Genomic DNA, 16,611 nt, shown 5'->3' with positions numbered 1-16,611 from the left:
CAAAAACCGGCTCCGCCCTACATAGTCTCATTCAATTAAATTCACTCACGCAATAAACATAGACAACAGGAAAACAGCTATCAATCCTGTAATCACCGAAATGGCCATGGATCGCGTGCGATAAGCAATGACGACGACAATCACGGCCGCAATCATTTCGGAAAAATGGGTAAAGATGATTTGGTACGTGGCACTGTCGATGAAGACATCCTTCACGACCAGCGCCGTAAATAGCGATACCGGCACAAACTTCATCCATTCGTTGAACCATTCCGGAATGGCCCGCTTGGTGAATAACATCAAGGGAAGGAAGCGCGGCACGAAGGCAACGCAAAAACCAAGAATGATCAACCAAAAGTGTTGCGTACTGTTCCACGTATTAACTGCACTCATATAGCGTCTCCTGTATCCTAATTAGCATCCGATTCGCTTTCCACGGTCGACTTCTTGGCACCCGGGCTACGTAACTTCCACAGCCAATGACTCGCCGGCAAGTGTTTCCGCAGCGTGGTTTCCAAGAAGAACCCAATCAATGAAGCGATAATCGTCGAAATAACTAGCCCTAATGTACTCTTGGTGAGCATCATGCAGACCGCCGCCAAGACGCCTGAGACCAGACAAATCACAATGGTCAGACGGTTCTTGATCTGCATCACGATCATGTACAAGAACAAGGCTGTTAACGCAAAGTTTACGACACCCAGGTCAATCTTCAGCGCGCTACCGATCAGACTGCCGATAACGTTGCTGACGGCCCAGAACAGCAAGGAATAATGCTCCACCATCAGGGCTTCCTTACCCGTCCACTTTTTATCCGTGGCGAATTTTAAGTAATTAATGGCGTAATTTTCATCGTTTAGAGAAATCGCAAACGCAAATAAGAAGCGATTGGACTGGCCTTTTAAGTAAGGCGATAGACTCGAACTTAGTAATGCATACCGTAATTCCAAAAAGAACAACATCAAAACAATTGAAAGTAGTGGGGAATTAATGGTCAACATCGTGGCAATTAAAAATTGTGCCCCACCAGAAAAGATCAAGATTGAAACTAATCCAGTCAGTAAGGTATTGAACCCTGCCGCGTGTAGCAAAATCCCACAAGCCAGCCCAATCGGAATGTAACTCAAATTAAGGGGCATGGCTACCCGCAGTGTCGACCGCCATAAGGGTTCATTGGGGTCCGGCACCTGCTTGGGGTTTGGCCGTCGTTTATTCAAGAATGTTTGCCTCCGTCGAATACTCTGAGATATGAAGCAAGTTAATGGGTTTACATGAGAAAACCACACGATGATATTTTAACATGTTTCACGCTATTTTCATATAACACTTCTGATATTTAGCAAAGAGAATCCGCAATCTACCCTGGTTTGATTAAAAGTTTGTGAAAAAAACCAGCGAATTTTCATCCCCCACGGCCACCTAGAAATGCTTGCCGTAGACTTCCAAATCAGCGCTAAAGCCCTGCATGTCGGCGATTGCTGGCAAATGTCCCCAGTGTTCATAGCCGTGTTTTTCAAATAAATGGCGACTTGCCTGATTGTGTCCAAAAATTCGCGAAATAATGGCGTGCAGTCCCAGCTGTTTTCCGGCGTTCTCAGCCCACTGAATGGCCTGGCCACCCAAGTGATGGCCCTGGGCCTCGGAAGCCAAATACAGGGCAATTTCGGCCGTTTGCGCGTAAGCTACGCGATCACTGTACGGTTCCAAGCCGACATAACCGACTACCTGGCCGTCATTTTCAATCACCCATAACGGAAAATGGTCGGCAGAAAATTCAGCGAACCACGGTTGGCGTTGCGCAACGGTGGTCAATGCCAGGTCGGCGGTACTCCCCTTGGTGGCGATGGCTTGGTTATAAATCTCGACGATACGCGGCTGGTCCGCGGTGGTGGCTAGACGAAAACTAACTGACATTTTTAAGTTCCTCTCTTCTCTCAATGAATCTCATTATACGCAAAAAACGCCGCAAAACCAGTGGCTTCACGACGCTTTCGTTATTTTATGAGTGTGAATTGGAAGTTGGATCTTCCACTGCTTGGAGTTTCTGATTATCATCCAATTGTGACTTGCCCATGAGATGCTTCTTCTGGAGCCAAACCATGGTTGGCCATAACAGAGCTAAACCAATAACGGTAAAGAGTGCTAAGACCCACAGTGCTTGACCGACCATGCCCTGCATCCCTGACGTAATGGCTTGCCGGAATCCGAGGATTGAGTAAGTCATTGGTAGGAATGGGTGCACGACGTTGTAGAAGTGGTTGGTCACTTCCATTGGGAACGTCCCACCGGAACCACCAAGTTGTAGCATCAGGAGAACCATGGCGATGAATCGACCAGGGTTGTCCAGTAACATTGACAAGAACATGACGATAAACATCGACGCTTCCGCGAAGAAAATCGAAATCAGAATCATTTGACCTGGGTGATCAACACTCAAGCCACCTAACATCATCAAGACTGGTTCGATCAGACCCATGGCCAGTGCTTCCACTGCTCCGATGGAAATCTTACTCAAGTACCAGCCCGTAGCGGTGCCGTCTTCACGTGAGACCTTCCGAATTGGGAAGGCAAAGTTGAAGACCAAGGCCCCAACGTACAAGGCAACGGACAGCACGTAAGGTGCCAGGGCGTGGCCGTAGTTTGGCACGTAGCTGTAGCTTTCGTGCTTCAATTGTGTTGGTGCCGCGAACATGTCGGCCGTCTTGCTGGACAGTGGTTGGTTCTGAATCTGATCAGCCCCACTCTTCAGTGACTTGGCTAACGTGCCGTTCCCGTTCTTCAGCTTGTTGGCCCCTTGCATGAGCTTGTTGCTGTTGTTGTCCAGTTTTTGTGACCCGTCGGCCAGTTGGTTGACCCCACTGGTCAGCGTTGGAATCTTGCCATTCAAGGTGTTCAAACCAGAAGACAGCTGGCCAGCACCGTTGTTCAGTTGACTGGAAGCGCTCATCAACTTGTTACCAGCGGCGGTTAACTTCGGCGTGTTGGCGTTGAGCTTGTTGCCAGCAGCCGTTAACTTCGGCGTATTGGCGTTAAGCTTGTTGCCAGCGGCCGTCAGCTTACCCGTGTTGGCGTTCAGTTGGTTAACACCCGAAGCAGCGGTCTTCAAGCCAGAGTTCAACTGGTTAGCACCAGCAGCGACTTGCTTAGATCCACTCTTCAATGTGCCACCATTCTTAGCTAACTTGGCAGTTCCGTTCATGATCTGGGTTACCCCGTTGGTTAAGGTCGGCACTTGGCTGTTAAGTTGTGACAAGCCATTGTTTAAGGTCGTTGACCCGGCGAAGGCTTGGTCTACACCGGACGTGTACTGAGTCACACCTGAAGCCAGCTGGTTAACACCAGCGACTAAACTGGTTCCCTCTGTTGGATTAACCGCCGCGTTCAACTCAACTACTTTGGACATAAAAGTTTGTAGTCCTTGAATTTGACTAGTCAGTCCCGAAGTATCAGGTAGTGACAACTTGCTAAGTGAAGCATTGATTGTAGAAATCCCATCAGTCATTCCCTTAGTGGCTTTTTGAATAACAGTCACATCCGCTTTAATTGTCGTTGCATTGGAGGAATCATTACTGGTTCCTCCGGTAGCTTTAATATTTGATACTGCTGTCTTAGCAGTATCCATATTATTAACAGCTTCCTTAGCAAGCTTCTTTGCGTCATCAACACTGGTTGCTTCATCTATCGCTGAGGCAGCATCTCGGGCATTGTTAATAGCGGTTTGGGCACCGTCTTGCCCAGTAACCGTAGCACTCCCGTTATCTCCATTTCCCGAAGTTGCAAGTTTATTGATCTCACTACTCTTATCATCAATAAGTTTGATTGCCCTAGAAAAATCAGTTAATCCATTACTTAAACCCTCAATGGCACTAGACGCACCAGAAATCCCCGACAAGGAAGGGGACATCGCATCTAATTGTCCAGAAATCTCCTGAGCCGCTTCACTTAACAATGCGATATTTGATGAGAGCGTAGAAGCTTGCGATGACAATGTATTGGCCCCACTGTTCAGTTCACTAGACTTCCCACTCAAAGTACTCAACCCAGAGTTCAAAGTCTTACTCCCGTCAGCCAGCTTCGTAACGCCGCTAGCCAAAGAAGTCGAACCCGCGCCCAAGGTCTTCACACCAGAATTCAGCGTATAAACGCCATCCACGTACTTGTAGGTCCCGCTCTTCAACGAGTTGGCCCCACTAGCCAGTTGTGACGTGCCGGCGGTCAGTTTTGGCATCCCCGCACTCAGCTTGGAGACCCCGCCAGTGAACTGGTTGACACCATTCGTGTATTGACCAACGCCACTCGTATAAGTGTTGACACCATTCGTGTATTGACCGACCCCGCTCGTGTAGGTATCCACCCCACTAGCGAATTGCCCGACACCAGACGTGTAAGTCGACAGCCCACTCTGTAGGGTCGAAGCCCCACTGGTCAGCTTTTGAATTCCGTTAGCCAATGGCGTCACGGACGTCTTCATTTCTTGCAGGCCGTTGTTCAACGTGTGAACCCCAGTCGTGTAGGTGTTCAGGCCATCCGTCAAGGTCACGGTCCCATCTTTCAACTTCGCGGACCCCTTGGCAGCCTTGTCCATCCCCTTACCGACAGCGTAGATCTGCTTAAATGTGGCTTGGGCGTAGGCCTTCGTCACCTTAGCGCGGATCTGGCTATCCAGCTTGGAAGAACCAACTTCACTCATAACTTGCGCGATGTAGTTGGCTGAACCATTCGTCTTGTAGGTAAACGTCATCTTCTTCGGATGGGCATCCAGCGCGGTCGCCGCGTTGGCCGAGAAGTTCTTCGGAATCGTAATGACGGTGTAGTACTTGTGGTGCTTTAAGCCGTCTGCCGCCGTTTTGGCGGAGACAAATTTCCAACCCAATTGGTGATTCTTCTTTAAGTTGGTGATGGTTTGGTCCCCAACGTTTAGCTTCTGTCCCTGGTACGTGACCGGCTTATCCTGGTTCACGACCGCTACGGGCAGTTCGCCGGTCTCCCCATACGGGTCCCAGACCGACTTCAGAAAGAAGATACTGTAGAGGAATGGAATAAACATAATGGCTAGTACGGAGATCAAGATCAACCGATTGTGCCGGATGTAATTCCATTCGCCTTTAATCATGTTCACGAATGCCAACTCCCTTTTTCCTCAAAATAATCTTAAAATTGCGCGTTCTCAGCTAATATTAAAAGTATCTTCGCACATTAATACTTGACTTGTCAAAATAACAACAGGCCATCAATCAATTCACAAAATCGCTACCAATCGCAATACGACGGCGTTTGGACGCTGATTAATTAAATAAATTAATTTTCCAGATTCGCTAAAGTCAGGTCCTGACAACATCATCTAGCTTATCATTGCCGGTCAGCGGGGGCCTTGATTCAAATCAATGGCGACAAAAAAAGCCCGAGCACTTGGCCCGGACTTTTGGCATCGTTAAATTAGAATAACGCGACGATCGACCGCCAGATACGAACGAAGACATTGGCCTTCTCCACGGTCTGGGTGACCTTCAATGGTACCGTCGTGGTCTTGGTGTTCCCCAAGAACCCGAGCTGGTCACCCTTCAAGGAAATGTTGGCCGTCCCCACTTGGGTATTCTTGGCAACTGGGGCTTCCAGCGCCTTGTTCTTGGTCAGCTTGTGCTTCAGCGTCGTCGTGGATTGGACATTGCTAGCGACTTGGTCGTTGCGGATCCACAGCTTCAAACCATCAGTCAAGACCGTCTTGGCAGTTGGTTGCTTGGCGTCATTAGTTTTGACCGTCTTACTGCCAGCGACTTGGCTACCGGCCTTCAGGTTCACCGTCTTGAAGTTGTTGTAGACGTAAGACATCATCTTTTGGGTCTGTTGGAAACGTGAGGGGTCAGTCTCTGACTTGTGAGCCGCGTGGAGCACGACCGTCACGATGCGGTTACCATCGTTGTTAGCAGTCCCGGTAAAGTTGGCACCGGCCGCATCAGAGGTCCCGGTCTTCAGGCCGTCCACGTGTAATTTCGAATAGGAAGCGGACAAGCCCTTGAGCATCCAGTTCCAGTTCTCCATCTTGGTAGCGTCCGCCTTGCCCTTTTCAAACCACATCTTCTTGATGCTGGTGGTCTTCAGGACTTCGGGGTACTTGTCGAGCAACGCCACGGCTAATTTTGCTTGGTCAGCGGCGGACCATTCGTTTTCCGCCGAACCGGCCTCGTTACTGTAACCCAGCTTACCGACCTGCTTGTTAGTCAAGCCACAGGCGTTGTAAATCTTGGCGTTGGTCATCCCCAGCTTCTTGGCTTGGGCACGCATCATCGTCACGAAGGCGTGAGGCGAACCGGCCACCGCCGTCCCCAGCGCTTCGATGGCGCCGTTAGCGGAGTAGATCAGGGACGCTTGGTACAAGGACTTGACCGTGTACTGGTGACCCGCCCGCAGTGGCACGTTGGACAAGTTCGTGTCTTGGGCGACCTTGGCCGTGGCCTTATTGATGGTGATCTTTTGGTCCCACTTTAATTTGCCACTGTGGACCGCATCCAAGACCAGGTAAATCGACAACAGCTTGGTCATCGAAGCCACCGGCAGGACTTTATCACTATTTTTATCGTAGAGAATCTGGCCCGTCTTGGCGTCGACCGCGATACCGGCTTTGGCCTTCAGGTTGACCGTGGTGCTGGCGTTGGTGGTGGCCGCCTGAGCCGTTACCGGCGCGCTGAAGCCACTGAGGCTCCCGGCAAACAGCGTCATCGCCGTTACCAGGCCCATCACAACTTGCTTTAAACGTTTCATTTCATCAAAACTCCTCTATCTTATGTAGTTGCCGGTCGCCCGGCAGCGTTACTTGAGCGTTCCCGCCGTTTTTAACCGTTGGGGAATCGCCAAAGGGTGGTCGTGTTTTACGGGTAAATGAATCACAAAACTGGTCAGGTCGTCGTCGGATTCGACGTAGATGTAGCCACCGTGCAGGGCGACGATGCTTTGGGCAATCGCCAACCCCAGCCCGGTGCCGCCGGTCTCCTTGGAGCGTGACTCCTCGACGCGGTAGAACCGCTCGAAGATGAGGGCCAGCGACTCTTGTGGAATCTTCGGCCCGTCATTGGTCACGCGGACCTCCAGCTCATTGGCCGTGACGCGTTTGGCAATCAAATTGATTTCCTTCCCGCCGTCACCGTACTTCAGGGCGTTAGCTACCAAATTGTTGAAGACACGGACCAATTTTTCGGGGTCGGCCTCCATCATCAAGCTGGCCGGGTCGCTGGACGCGCCGATGGTCATGCCCTTCTTTTGGGCCTCCAACTCAAAGCTGGCACCTAATTGTTCCAGCATGGCGGCCAAATCAATGGTGGTCAGGCTCAGCGGCGTATCCGTCTGCCGGACCTTGGTGTATTCGAACAGGTCGTCCACCAAGGATTTCATCTGTTTAGACTTCAAAAATGCCGTGTGCGTGTACTTTAACAAGTCGTCCTCACTGTGATACTGCTGGTCTTCAATCAGCCCCAGATAGCCAATGATGGACGTTAACGGCGTCCGGATATCGTGGCTGACGTTGGTGATCAGCTCGTCTTTGGACTTCTCGATGGCCCGCTCCTCATCCATCGAGTGGATGACGGAATCGACCAGCGCGTTGACCGAGTCCACGACCCGTTGTACGTCGCCGCTGACCCGAAACGGAATGCGGTGGTCAAAATGGCCGTTGGCAATGTAGTGCAGCTCTTCAATGATGTGGTGCAGCTGCATTTGCCGGTAACGCCGAATCAGCCGCCACCAAACGACCACGGCGTCCGCAATCACCATGAAGCCAATGAAGACATTTTCCCAGCTCCACAGCTGAAAGTGATTCGGCCCAAACACTACGGACCGTTTGATGATAAAAATACCGTCCCGCAGACCGGGGTTGCTTTCGATGGCTTGGCTGATCAATACCAGCAGCGCCAAGTTCAGCATCAACAGTAAGATGACGGTGACGACACCCTCCATGAACAACGCGCTTTTTTCTCGGGTGGTCAGCTTCATGCTCGGGCCCCCTGGCGGCGTTGTGCTGGGGATTTTTTTGTTTTAACCATATAATTCCCTCTCTAGATTGGTTCTTGACTGGCTGGCCGCCGAATGCCTTAGTGCGATTCGATCTTGTAGCCCACGCCCCAGACGGTTTGAATGACCTTTTCGCCGTTGGTGGCGTCTTCGATCTTATCCCGCAAGTGGCTCACGTGGACCATGACCGTCTTGGCCGAGACGATGCTTTCCTGCCGCCAAACGCGCTCGAAAATCTCGTCTGCGGAGAAGACCCGGTTGGGGTGACTCGCCAGCAGGTACAAAATCCCGAACTCTAAGGCCGTCAACGACACCGTCTTACCGGCAATCGTCTTGACTTCGTGGGAATCCTTATTGATGGTCAACGTCCCGATGTCCAGGATATCGGGGCTATCATCAGTCACTTGGTCTTGGCTCCGCCGCAACAGTGACTTGACCCGGGCCATGACCTCTAAGGGGTTAAATGGCTTGGTAACGTAATCGTCGGCCCCAGTGATCAATCCCTGAATTTTATCCATGTCACCCGTCTTGGCTGACAGAATCAAAATCGGAATTTGTGAGTCCTTCCGTACTTCCTTGACGACTTCAATCCCACTCATTTCGGGCATCATGATGTCCAAAATCATCAGGGCAATATCCGGCGTCGTGTGTAATTTGGTCAAGGCTTCCTTCCCGTTGTAAGCGGTCAAGGGTTCGTAGCCTTCATTTTTAATGTAGATTTCAAGTAATTGCGCAATTTCTTTATCATCATCGACAACTAGAATTTTCATAACGTGCAAATCTCCTTTTACCAGCTAGATTACTTCACTAGCGGTCTTCCCCGTAGGTTTACGTCTATTTTAGCAAATAAATCCCGCAGCGTGACCGGAAAACCCGAACCTTTAGTCGGGCGTAAGGCACTTTACCATTCCTTAATCTTACACTATTTGTGGGCCCGTCGCCAACCTAGCGTTTAAGCTGGGGTTAAATATCGTTGCTGGCTGACGAGATTGAGGGGAACTCCGCCTACCGTCCGCCAACTATGGGTTGGAACGCGGTGGGCGGACCGGACCGAGCCTGAGAACCGGTCTCGGCCCTCGCTTTGAGCCGGAAGCCCGCGTCTCAAAGACGCCAGTTGTCTAAGCGGCATGAATCGCGCCGCTAAGACAACTCCCACGGCTGAACCCATAGTTGGCGGACTCACGGCTACTGTGGCCGATGCCAGCAACAATGATTTAGACCGCTTGCACCACTCGTCTACGATAGCAATCGTTACAAGCCGATACCAGCAACTTTGACAATATCACATTCTTTTAGCTTCATGAAAAAAGACCATTCCCCCCAGCTACAGCCAGGTAAATGGTCTTCATCATAATTTTTCTAAAGTTAGTAGACACTACCAGTCAAGACAGCACTGACGCAGGCACTTGGCCTCACGCTTGTTTACTTGTAGTTAGGTGCCGCCTTGGTGATCTGCACATCATGTGGATGTGATTCGATCAAGCCGGCGTTGGAAATCCGCACGAATTGGGCATCGTTGATCAAGTCTTGAATCGTGCCGCAACCCGTGTAACCCATGCCGGAACGTAGGCCACCGACCATTTGGAAGATGATGTCGTTGACGCTACCCTTATATTCCACACGGGCTTCGATACCTTCTGGCACCAGCTTGTCGGCTTCGTTCACACCACCTTGGAAGTAACGGTCAGCCGACCCGTGAGACATGGAAGCCAAGCTCCCCATCCCGCGGTAAGTCTTGTATTTCTTACCGTTGTCTTCGATGACGTCACCAGGGGCTTCGTCGGTCCCGGAGAACATCGAACCGAACATCACGGCGTTACCACCCGCGGCCAAGGCCTTGACGATGTCGCCGGAGTATTTCATCCCGCCATCAGCGATGATGGGCTTGCCAAATTCACGGGCAACCTGCGCTGAATCGTAAATGGCCGTCAACTGCGGCACACCGACACCGGCCACCACCCGCGTCGTGCAGATGGAACCAGGGCCGATACCCACTTTGACCACGTCAACACCGGCTTCAAACAGCGCCCGGGTACCTTCACCCGTAGCCACGTTCCCCGCAATCAGCGTTGCGTCTGGCAATTGTTGGCGAATCTCAGCGACCTTGCGCAGCACCCCAGCGGAGTGACCGTGCGCCGTGTCGATGATGATGGCGTCGGCACCAGCCTTAAGTAAGGCACTGGCTCGATCAAACGTGTCAGAGGTGACCCCCACGGCGGCGGCAACTAACAAATGATTGTTGTCATCAACCGCGGCGTTAGGGAACTGGCTGGCATCATTTTCAATGGCCTTCACATCAGCCACCATTTGGGCTTGACTGTCGGCGCTCATGTTCTTGTGGATGACCCCGAGGCCCCCATTACGAGCCATGGCCGTGGCCATCTTGGTCTCAGTGACCGTGTCCATTGAGGCGCTTAAAAACGGAACGTTCAGCTTTAGGTTCGGTGCTAATTGGGTACTCAAGTCAACTTCATTCGGCAAAACGTGGCTTTCAGCGGGTATTAACAAAACATCATCAAACGTGAATCCTTCTTTAGCAAACTTCGTGTCCCAATTAGACATAGTTGATATCGCTCCTCTTGATTTTAGTCTCAGGCTCGGTTAGGAATCCTGGGAGATATTGTTTCTTAATTTACCAGTCTAGGCCATTCAGGTCAAGGTTTCTCATGGAACTATCATGGTTTAATTATTCACAGTGGCTAAAATGATTATTCAAAAAACTAATTTGTCTGGTGATGGTTACGCCAGTTTCGGCGCCATTTTTGCCCGCAGAAGATCACTAACCCCAGCCAAGCCAGCGCTGAAATCCAGGCACTGACCCGCTGAATCCCCGTAGCCTGATAAGCCACCTGAATGTGGTTGTGGCCCGCTTTGAGCCGCGCCTGTAAAATGGCCATGCCATTGTGCCGGACGCGTTGACGCTGGCCGTTGACCGTCACCCGATAGCCCGGGTAATAGAGATGGGGCAACTTGACCGTTTGCGCGCGGGGGCTGTGGACCAGGTATCTGAACTGGTCCGAACTCACGCGACGACTCAACTGACGCAAGCCGTGGCCGGGATTCATGACCGCCACCGAATGCGCCCGCAAAGCCGGCATAGCCACCAACGACTGGGGCCGCACGTAATCGGTACTGGTACTGGTGGTGGCCACTCGGTGATAATCGGCCTGGGTAATGGCGTTTCCATAAGGATTTTGATAAAAGGCAATGTAGCTGGTCGTATTCAGAACAACGCCAAAGACGGCCACTATCGTCAGGATTCCCCACTGACCACGTCGCGTCAGCCGGGGGAGGACTAGCGTCAAGGCCCGTGCCCCCACCAAGGCAATCAGCAAGCTGGCAATCGCGAGAAAGCGCCAGGGAAATTGGATCATCCCTAACACACGCTGAAACACCGCCCACGGAAACCAGGTGGTCACTAGCCACACGAAGACCACCGCCAGCACTAACCAGTAGCGTAGCACGGGCGTCAGTCGCCGCCACATCACCAGCGACAGCAGCAAGAGCATCAACATCAGCCATCCCAGGTTGATCTGCCCCGACCACATCTGATTGACCGCCGAGTTTACCAAGAACGTTCCCATGGGCACGGCACTTTGGGTCAACTTAAACTGCAGGATACTCAGCGCAGACAGGCTACGGAGCTGTTCGGCCAGCGGCGCAAGAAAGGTCAGCGTCAACAAGACGGTCGCCCCAATCACCAGGCCGAGTGCACCCAGGCGTCGTTTGAAATCTGTCCGGTGCAGGAAAAACAAGCCTAACGTCAGCAAGACTAGCACGGATGCCAGCAATAAGGAAACGACGTGGGTCAGGCCAATCAGGGCCATCCCCACCACCAGCCAATAACTCTGATGAACGTCGCCAATCGCCAGCTCATAGGTCCCGTACAGCACCAATGGCAGGAAGGCAAAGACGATGCCCTCCGCCAAAGCACCGCGGGCAAAGAAATCCAGGATGCGGTACTGCGAAAAGCTGTAAAGAATCGCCATCAAGACCCCTTGGAAGTAGCTGCCCAACAGGCGCTGCCCCACAAAGCGGGTCACGTACAGCGTTAGTAGCGTCACCAAAAATAAAAATACCGTATAGGCCCGGACGCCGCCCAACCAGACCTGGAGCATGGCCAGCGGCACCAAAGTATAGGCCGGATAAAACAAATTGATGGGATATCCCCATCCGCTAAAGGTGGTCGTGGCGATGTGGCCCAAGCTCCAATGCCCCGTGACCAGCTGTTGGACGAGTCCCTGGACGCGGTTCAAATGAAAGCTCAAGTCGTCGCCCATGTAAATTTTCCCCTGGCTGGCCCACAGGAACAACCAAAACACACTCAACGCACTGAAGAGCAACAGTTCCCAGAACCAGCGATACCGCGTCAGCCAGTCCGGCGCGCCTTGCTTATTTTTCACGTGTGGTTACCCCTTCCGCTCAAACAACCAGTACTTGACGTCGACCTGTTCAAACATCTGCCGGTGGACCTTGACCACGCGGTAGTTGCGATACAGCGCCGACGCTAATTTGGCCGTCCCCGGGTTCAGGTTGCCACTGGTGATGCGGCCCGGCGTATCGCTATCGCCGTCCCATTCCCGCACGGACTGTTTTGCCGGCGTGTTGAGGACGACCCATTGGACCTGGTGCCGCTGGATCAGCTTGCGTTGGGACCGCAAGATCTGTGGCGCCGCCTTTTCGGGGATATTATAATTTTGGAAATAATAAGTCGGCGGCAGGGCGTCAGCCGCGGTGTAAAAGCCCATGTCGATTGACCCATAATTCAGTAGCGTCGGGTGGGAACTGTGGCGGTTCATGATCCGGGCAAATTCCACTTGAGCCGGCTGTTGCGGCTTGGTCGTGTTGCGTTTGGTAATCGCCTGGTTGTTCGGAAATAGCCGCGAACTGACCACGTTGTTGTTGACCCCGAGAACTAAGAACACGCTTAAGACCAAGGTACCCAGAATCACAAACGGGTCGTCGCCAGCGGGGAGATGCACCCATTTGAAAAAGCGGTCGAGCAGGAAAATGAACGGCACCACGAAGAAAGCGAAGTACACCAGCTGATAATACTGGTACAGCGACCCGGTCTGGTAGCCGTACAGCGCCAACAGGTCACTGCCCAAAAAAGCCGCCAGATAGAGCGCTCGGGCGAAGTTGCTGGTCAAAATCGTGCGCTGGAACATGATCAGCAGCGTGCCGCCCACCCCGAGAATGAAGAACAGCACATCGCTCAGGTAAAAATGCCCCAGCAAGATGGCCGACTGAATCAGGTTTGAGAAAAACGAGACCGATGACGTCATGTAGACCTTGGTATTAAATAAAATATAAACCCGGACGAAGTCGCCTAACGACCCGGTCGCCAGGAAATAAATCAGCCACGGCAACGTCGCTAACAAGAAGCCTAGCCCACTCCACCAAACGAGTCGGCCCAGTTCACGCCACTGTTTCTTAACCAGCAGGTAGATGCCGTAAGCCAGATAAAAGGCGATCCAGCCGCCCAGTAGCGTGTACTTGGACAGGAAGACGACGCCCACGAACAGGCCTTGAGTGAAATATCACCAGTGACTGACGGTGCGGTGCTGGTCTAACAAGAAGATCAGGTCAATCAGCGACAACAATAGTGGCAGCGTAAAGAACTCCACCGTATCGCCGTAGTTGTAGTAGGGATGGTAGAGAAATAACATGGGCGACAGCATAGCCGCCAAAAAGGCCGGTAGCTCAGTTAACTTGAGCAGGCGTGCGATTTTATACGTCAAAATCATGGCCGCAATCAGCACGGCAATTTCTGAAATAAAAATCAACAGAAAACTGCGGTGACTGACCAAATAGGCCAATCCATGCCACAGGTAGACGTACGGCCCCTTCTGTTCAAAAATATCTTTGTAGGGGGTGATGCCGTGCATCATGGCCTTGCCGACCGTGAAGAAGGCGTTGTTGTCGGGCGACGTGTCAAAATAAAATGCCGGCGAGGTGTATGAACAAAACGCCATCATAAAAACCCCAATAATGGCGAGTAACACAAAGTACTGAGCTTCGTGGCTTTGCAATTTTTCCTTGATTCGTAAGTACACGGGACCCTGCTCCTTTTCCTAAAAAACTCAAAAAGAAAAGACGTGGTTCAGCCACGTCCTTTCTGTTACGTTAAAATTAACCCTTACTTCTTGATGGTAACCTTAACCGTGTAAGCTTTGTAGCCCTTCTTGGTAACAGTCATCTTGAACTTCTTACCCTTGTTGAGCTTCTTAGCTTGCTTCTTGCTGAACTTAACAGTCTTCTTGCCGGCCTTCTTGACAGAAACCTTCTTGACAGACTTGTTCTTGCTGTTCTTGAAGTTGATCTTGGAGCCCTTCATGGCCTTCTTGATGTAGACCTTACGTGCGTTCTTCTTGTACTTCTTGCTTAACTTAACACGCTTTGACTTCTTGACCGTCTTCTTAACAGCTTTCTTAGCTTTCTTCGTAGCTTTCTTGGAGCTGCTGGAAGCAACAACACTGCTAGAAACACCGCTACCACTAGTGGCAGTTGCACTGCTACCAGCAGCGTTAGCAGTCGTGGCGATAACCCCGGCAAACGTCAAGGCAGCCAGTAAACTTAAGACATAACCAAATACTTTCTTCATGAAAAATACCCTCCCAGATATGTAAGTCTAATAAAACTATAAAATAATTTTATTACTAAATAATCGTAGTTCTTTCCCCCTCATCCGTCAAGGGGCATTTTCACTGATAGTGACAATTGTTGTAAGCGTTAGCTGATGGGGCCATAAAAGGGTAACGGCATCCGACAAATACCTATTCGTTGACTCCTTGTTTCATTCCGAATTTGAGTCGTTTTGACATTAAATTTCCTGGGTGTACCAACCAAACCACACCACTCATCGTTAACAAAATCATTGCAATAAAAATGATAGTTTCATTATATGAGACTTTAATAACATGTCTTCCTGCTGAAACATCGTTAATCGTTAATAACTGCTGCCTATTCAAGACAGGTGCAACTCCTCGACCATCTACTGAAACAGAATAGTTCTTATTGTAGAGAATAAATGGCAAAGTGAGATACTTACGCATTCTCTTGGTTCTCAAGATAAAGATCTTTCCATCAGGAAGACTTTTTGTTGTAGTGATAACGTCTCTCTTTTTTCCATTAATGCGTGCTTTATCTTCTGAAATCCAAGCTGATAGATGCATTGTTTTCTGTGGGTAGTAATCATATGTTCCGTTAAATTTCATCAAATTTTGATATTCACGTTTATTCGTTATCTTATCCCACACTTCACTCCTGCGTACAACAAAACTGTGTGTAGGTGTCACAGGATGTTTAAACTCTGGAGAAGGTAGTTCAAAAGACACATAGCGTGCTTGTAGGTTCACTGCCAATCCCACAGTAATGATTGTCACCGCCATAACACACAATATAACACTAAATTTTTTGCTTAAACTAGAGAGAAATGTAATTAACCCAATACTGAATAAAACACTAAAACCCAGCTGGGAAATACCAATAAACCGCCAAGGAAATTGGATTATCCAAAGTGGCGTATGCTGAAAAATTTTCCAAGGAATTAGTGAGCTGCTAAGAATTACATAACTTATAGAAACCCAATAAATCTGTTTAAACGGTTTGTATAACTGTTTATAGCCTACTGTCCCAAGTACAAATCCTAAGAATGCAATAATTGAAAATCCAAATGTAACATTATTGGTCAGCGCATCCTTCACAAATTGGCTTAAGTCCATCCCCCCCAAAGAGAATACTTGCGGTGGATTAATACGAGTAGTAAAACTAATAACCATCGCTGGTAACCAATACGTACTAGTCAATAACACGGTTGCCACAACGGCCTTACTTAAACTAAGTATTTTTTTCTTACTGATTTTTTTAATATTTATTATGGTAAAAATAATCAATGTCAAAATCAAGAAAATAAAAGTCAACACATGGCAAAGCAATACTAGTGTGATTCCTATCGCCATCATCCGATAACGCCCACTAGAAATCCAGTGATAAAATCCTGAAAAGGCCAATGGTAAAACCAAAAGTGCTGACACAACTCCAAGATCTGCTATTCGATACTGATAAGAAACTAGGACAGAAGACAGTCCATATGTGATGGAAAAAATAAATGCCATCACTTTTTCTTTAGGCATAACCGACAAAAAGCTGAAATACCCGATCAATAATCCTATCCAAACCATCACAGCATTTCCGACATAATAACTGAGAATGGGATTTCTTAACAAGACTCTCACGAAAACATATACATATAGTGGCAATTTAGGGTACATCGACATTACAGCTGAACCTACTTGGTTAAAGTGGTACGTCGCTAATAACGGAAAGAAGTGAAGGCTCAAAACATTTTGGTATAGTTCATCAATTCTTTGTAAATGGAATTGTAAATCTGGTGCGCCAAAAAGCCAATTAAACTTCAAAAAAACGCTAATATCAATCATACTGATAACAGCAAAAATTAAGAGAGCGTAAAATATCTTGTGTAAACGCACAAAAGATTTCTAAATTGTATAGAAATAGGGAATGCCTTCCCTTATGATATTTAGTAACCACAGAAAACATCACAGGAGGCATTCCCCATGAATGAACTTACCACAGAAATTATCGCTG

Annotated in this window: 13 protein-coding genes; all 13 read right to left on the bottom strand. The window is 49.7% G+C overall.

Translation table 11 applies throughout. The features are described from left to right. Nucleotides 1-45: 45 nt before the first annotated feature. The 13 genes from EKM83_RS05990 to EKM83_RS05935 all read right to left on the bottom strand — a co-directional run bounded on the left by EKM83_RS05990 (nt 46) and on the right by EKM83_RS05935 (nt 16,493). A complete protein-coding gene (locus EKM83_RS05990; RefSeq protein WP_125575723.1) occupies nt 46-393 on the bottom strand; it encodes an AzlD domain-containing protein in 348 nt (115 codons plus the stop codon). Between the two features lie 17 nt (nt 394-410). Beyond that, complete coding sequence (locus EKM83_RS05985) at nt 411-1,217, bottom strand: AzlC family ABC transporter permease (RefSeq protein WP_125575722.1); 807 nt, start codon at nt 1,215-1,217, stop codon at nt 411-413. Nucleotides 1,218-1,419: 202 nt separating this feature from the next. Continuing rightward, on the bottom strand, nt 1,420-1,914 hold the full coding sequence (locus EKM83_RS05980) for a GNAT family N-acetyltransferase (RefSeq protein ID WP_125575721.1): 495 nt from the start codon (nt 1,912-1,914) through the stop codon (nt 1,420-1,422). Between the two features lie 85 nt (nt 1,915-1,999). Further along, nucleotides 2,000-5,113 carry a YhgE/Pip domain-containing protein gene (locus EKM83_RS05975; RefSeq protein WP_225418636.1) on the bottom strand — a complete coding sequence of 1,038 codons (3,114 nt, stop codon included), beginning with the start codon at nt 5,111-5,113 and terminating at the stop codon, nt 2,000-2,002. Between the two features lie 323 nt (nt 5,114-5,436). Then, the gene (locus tag EKM83_RS05970; protein WP_125575719.1) at nt 5,437-6,759 is read right to left on the bottom strand and encodes a D-alanyl-D-alanine carboxypeptidase family protein; all 1,323 of its coding nucleotides are present in this window, start codon (nt 6,757-6,759) and stop codon (nt 5,437-5,439) included. Between the two features lie 48 nt (nt 6,760-6,807). After that, nucleotides 6,808-7,983 carry a sensor histidine kinase gene (locus EKM83_RS05965; protein ID WP_125575718.1) on the bottom strand — a complete coding sequence of 392 codons (1,176 nt, stop codon included), beginning with the start codon at nt 7,981-7,983 and terminating at the stop codon, nt 6,808-6,810. A gap of 98 nt (nt 7,984-8,081) precedes the next feature. Beyond that, complete coding sequence (locus EKM83_RS05960) at nt 8,082-8,771, bottom strand: response regulator transcription factor (RefSeq protein WP_125575717.1); 690 nt, start codon at nt 8,769-8,771, stop codon at nt 8,082-8,084. A 652-nt stretch (nt 8,772-9,423) separates the two neighbouring features. Next, nucleotides 9,424-10,563 (bottom strand): IMP dehydrogenase, encoded by a 1,140-nt coding sequence (gene guaB, locus EKM83_RS05955; protein WP_125575716.1) that lies wholly within the window; start codon nt 10,561-10,563, stop codon nt 9,424-9,426. A gap of 158 nt (nt 10,564-10,721) precedes the next feature. After that, nucleotides 10,722-12,404 carry a glycosyltransferase family protein gene (locus EKM83_RS05950; protein WP_125575715.1) on the bottom strand — a complete coding sequence of 561 codons (1,683 nt, stop codon included), beginning with the start codon at nt 12,402-12,404 and terminating at the stop codon, nt 10,722-10,724. Nucleotides 12,405-12,410: 6 nt separating this feature from the next. Then, nucleotides 12,411-13,520, bottom strand: coding sequence for a hypothetical protein (locus tag EKM83_RS05945; protein ID WP_225418628.1), 1,110 nt, complete (start codon nt 13,518-13,520; stop codon nt 12,411-12,413). A gap of 21 nt (nt 13,521-13,541) precedes the next feature. Then, the gene (locus EKM83_RS13440) at nt 13,542-14,057 is read right to left on the bottom strand and encodes a hypothetical protein (RefSeq protein ID WP_225418627.1); all 516 of its coding nucleotides are present in this window, start codon (nt 14,055-14,057) and stop codon (nt 13,542-13,544) included. Between the two features lie 83 nt (nt 14,058-14,140). Further along, entirely contained in the window at nt 14,141-14,605 is a 465-nt protein-coding gene (locus tag EKM83_RS05940) for a hypothetical protein (protein ID WP_125575714.1), read from the bottom strand. Nucleotides 14,606-14,777: 172 nt separating this feature from the next. Next, nucleotides 14,778-16,493, bottom strand: a complete 1,716-nt coding sequence (locus tag EKM83_RS05935) for a hypothetical protein (protein ID WP_164505601.1) — start codon at nt 16,491-16,493, stop codon at nt 14,778-14,780. Nucleotides 16,494-16,611: the final 118 nt, after the last annotated feature.

Source organism: Levilactobacillus angrenensis (genome assembly GCF_003946085.1).
Lineage (GTDB): Bacteria > Bacillota > Bacilli > Lactobacillales > Lactobacillaceae > Levilactobacillus > Levilactobacillus angrenensis.
The sequence above is the reverse complement of the archived record's forward strand: the minus strand, read 5'-3'. Positions and strand labels throughout refer to the sequence as shown.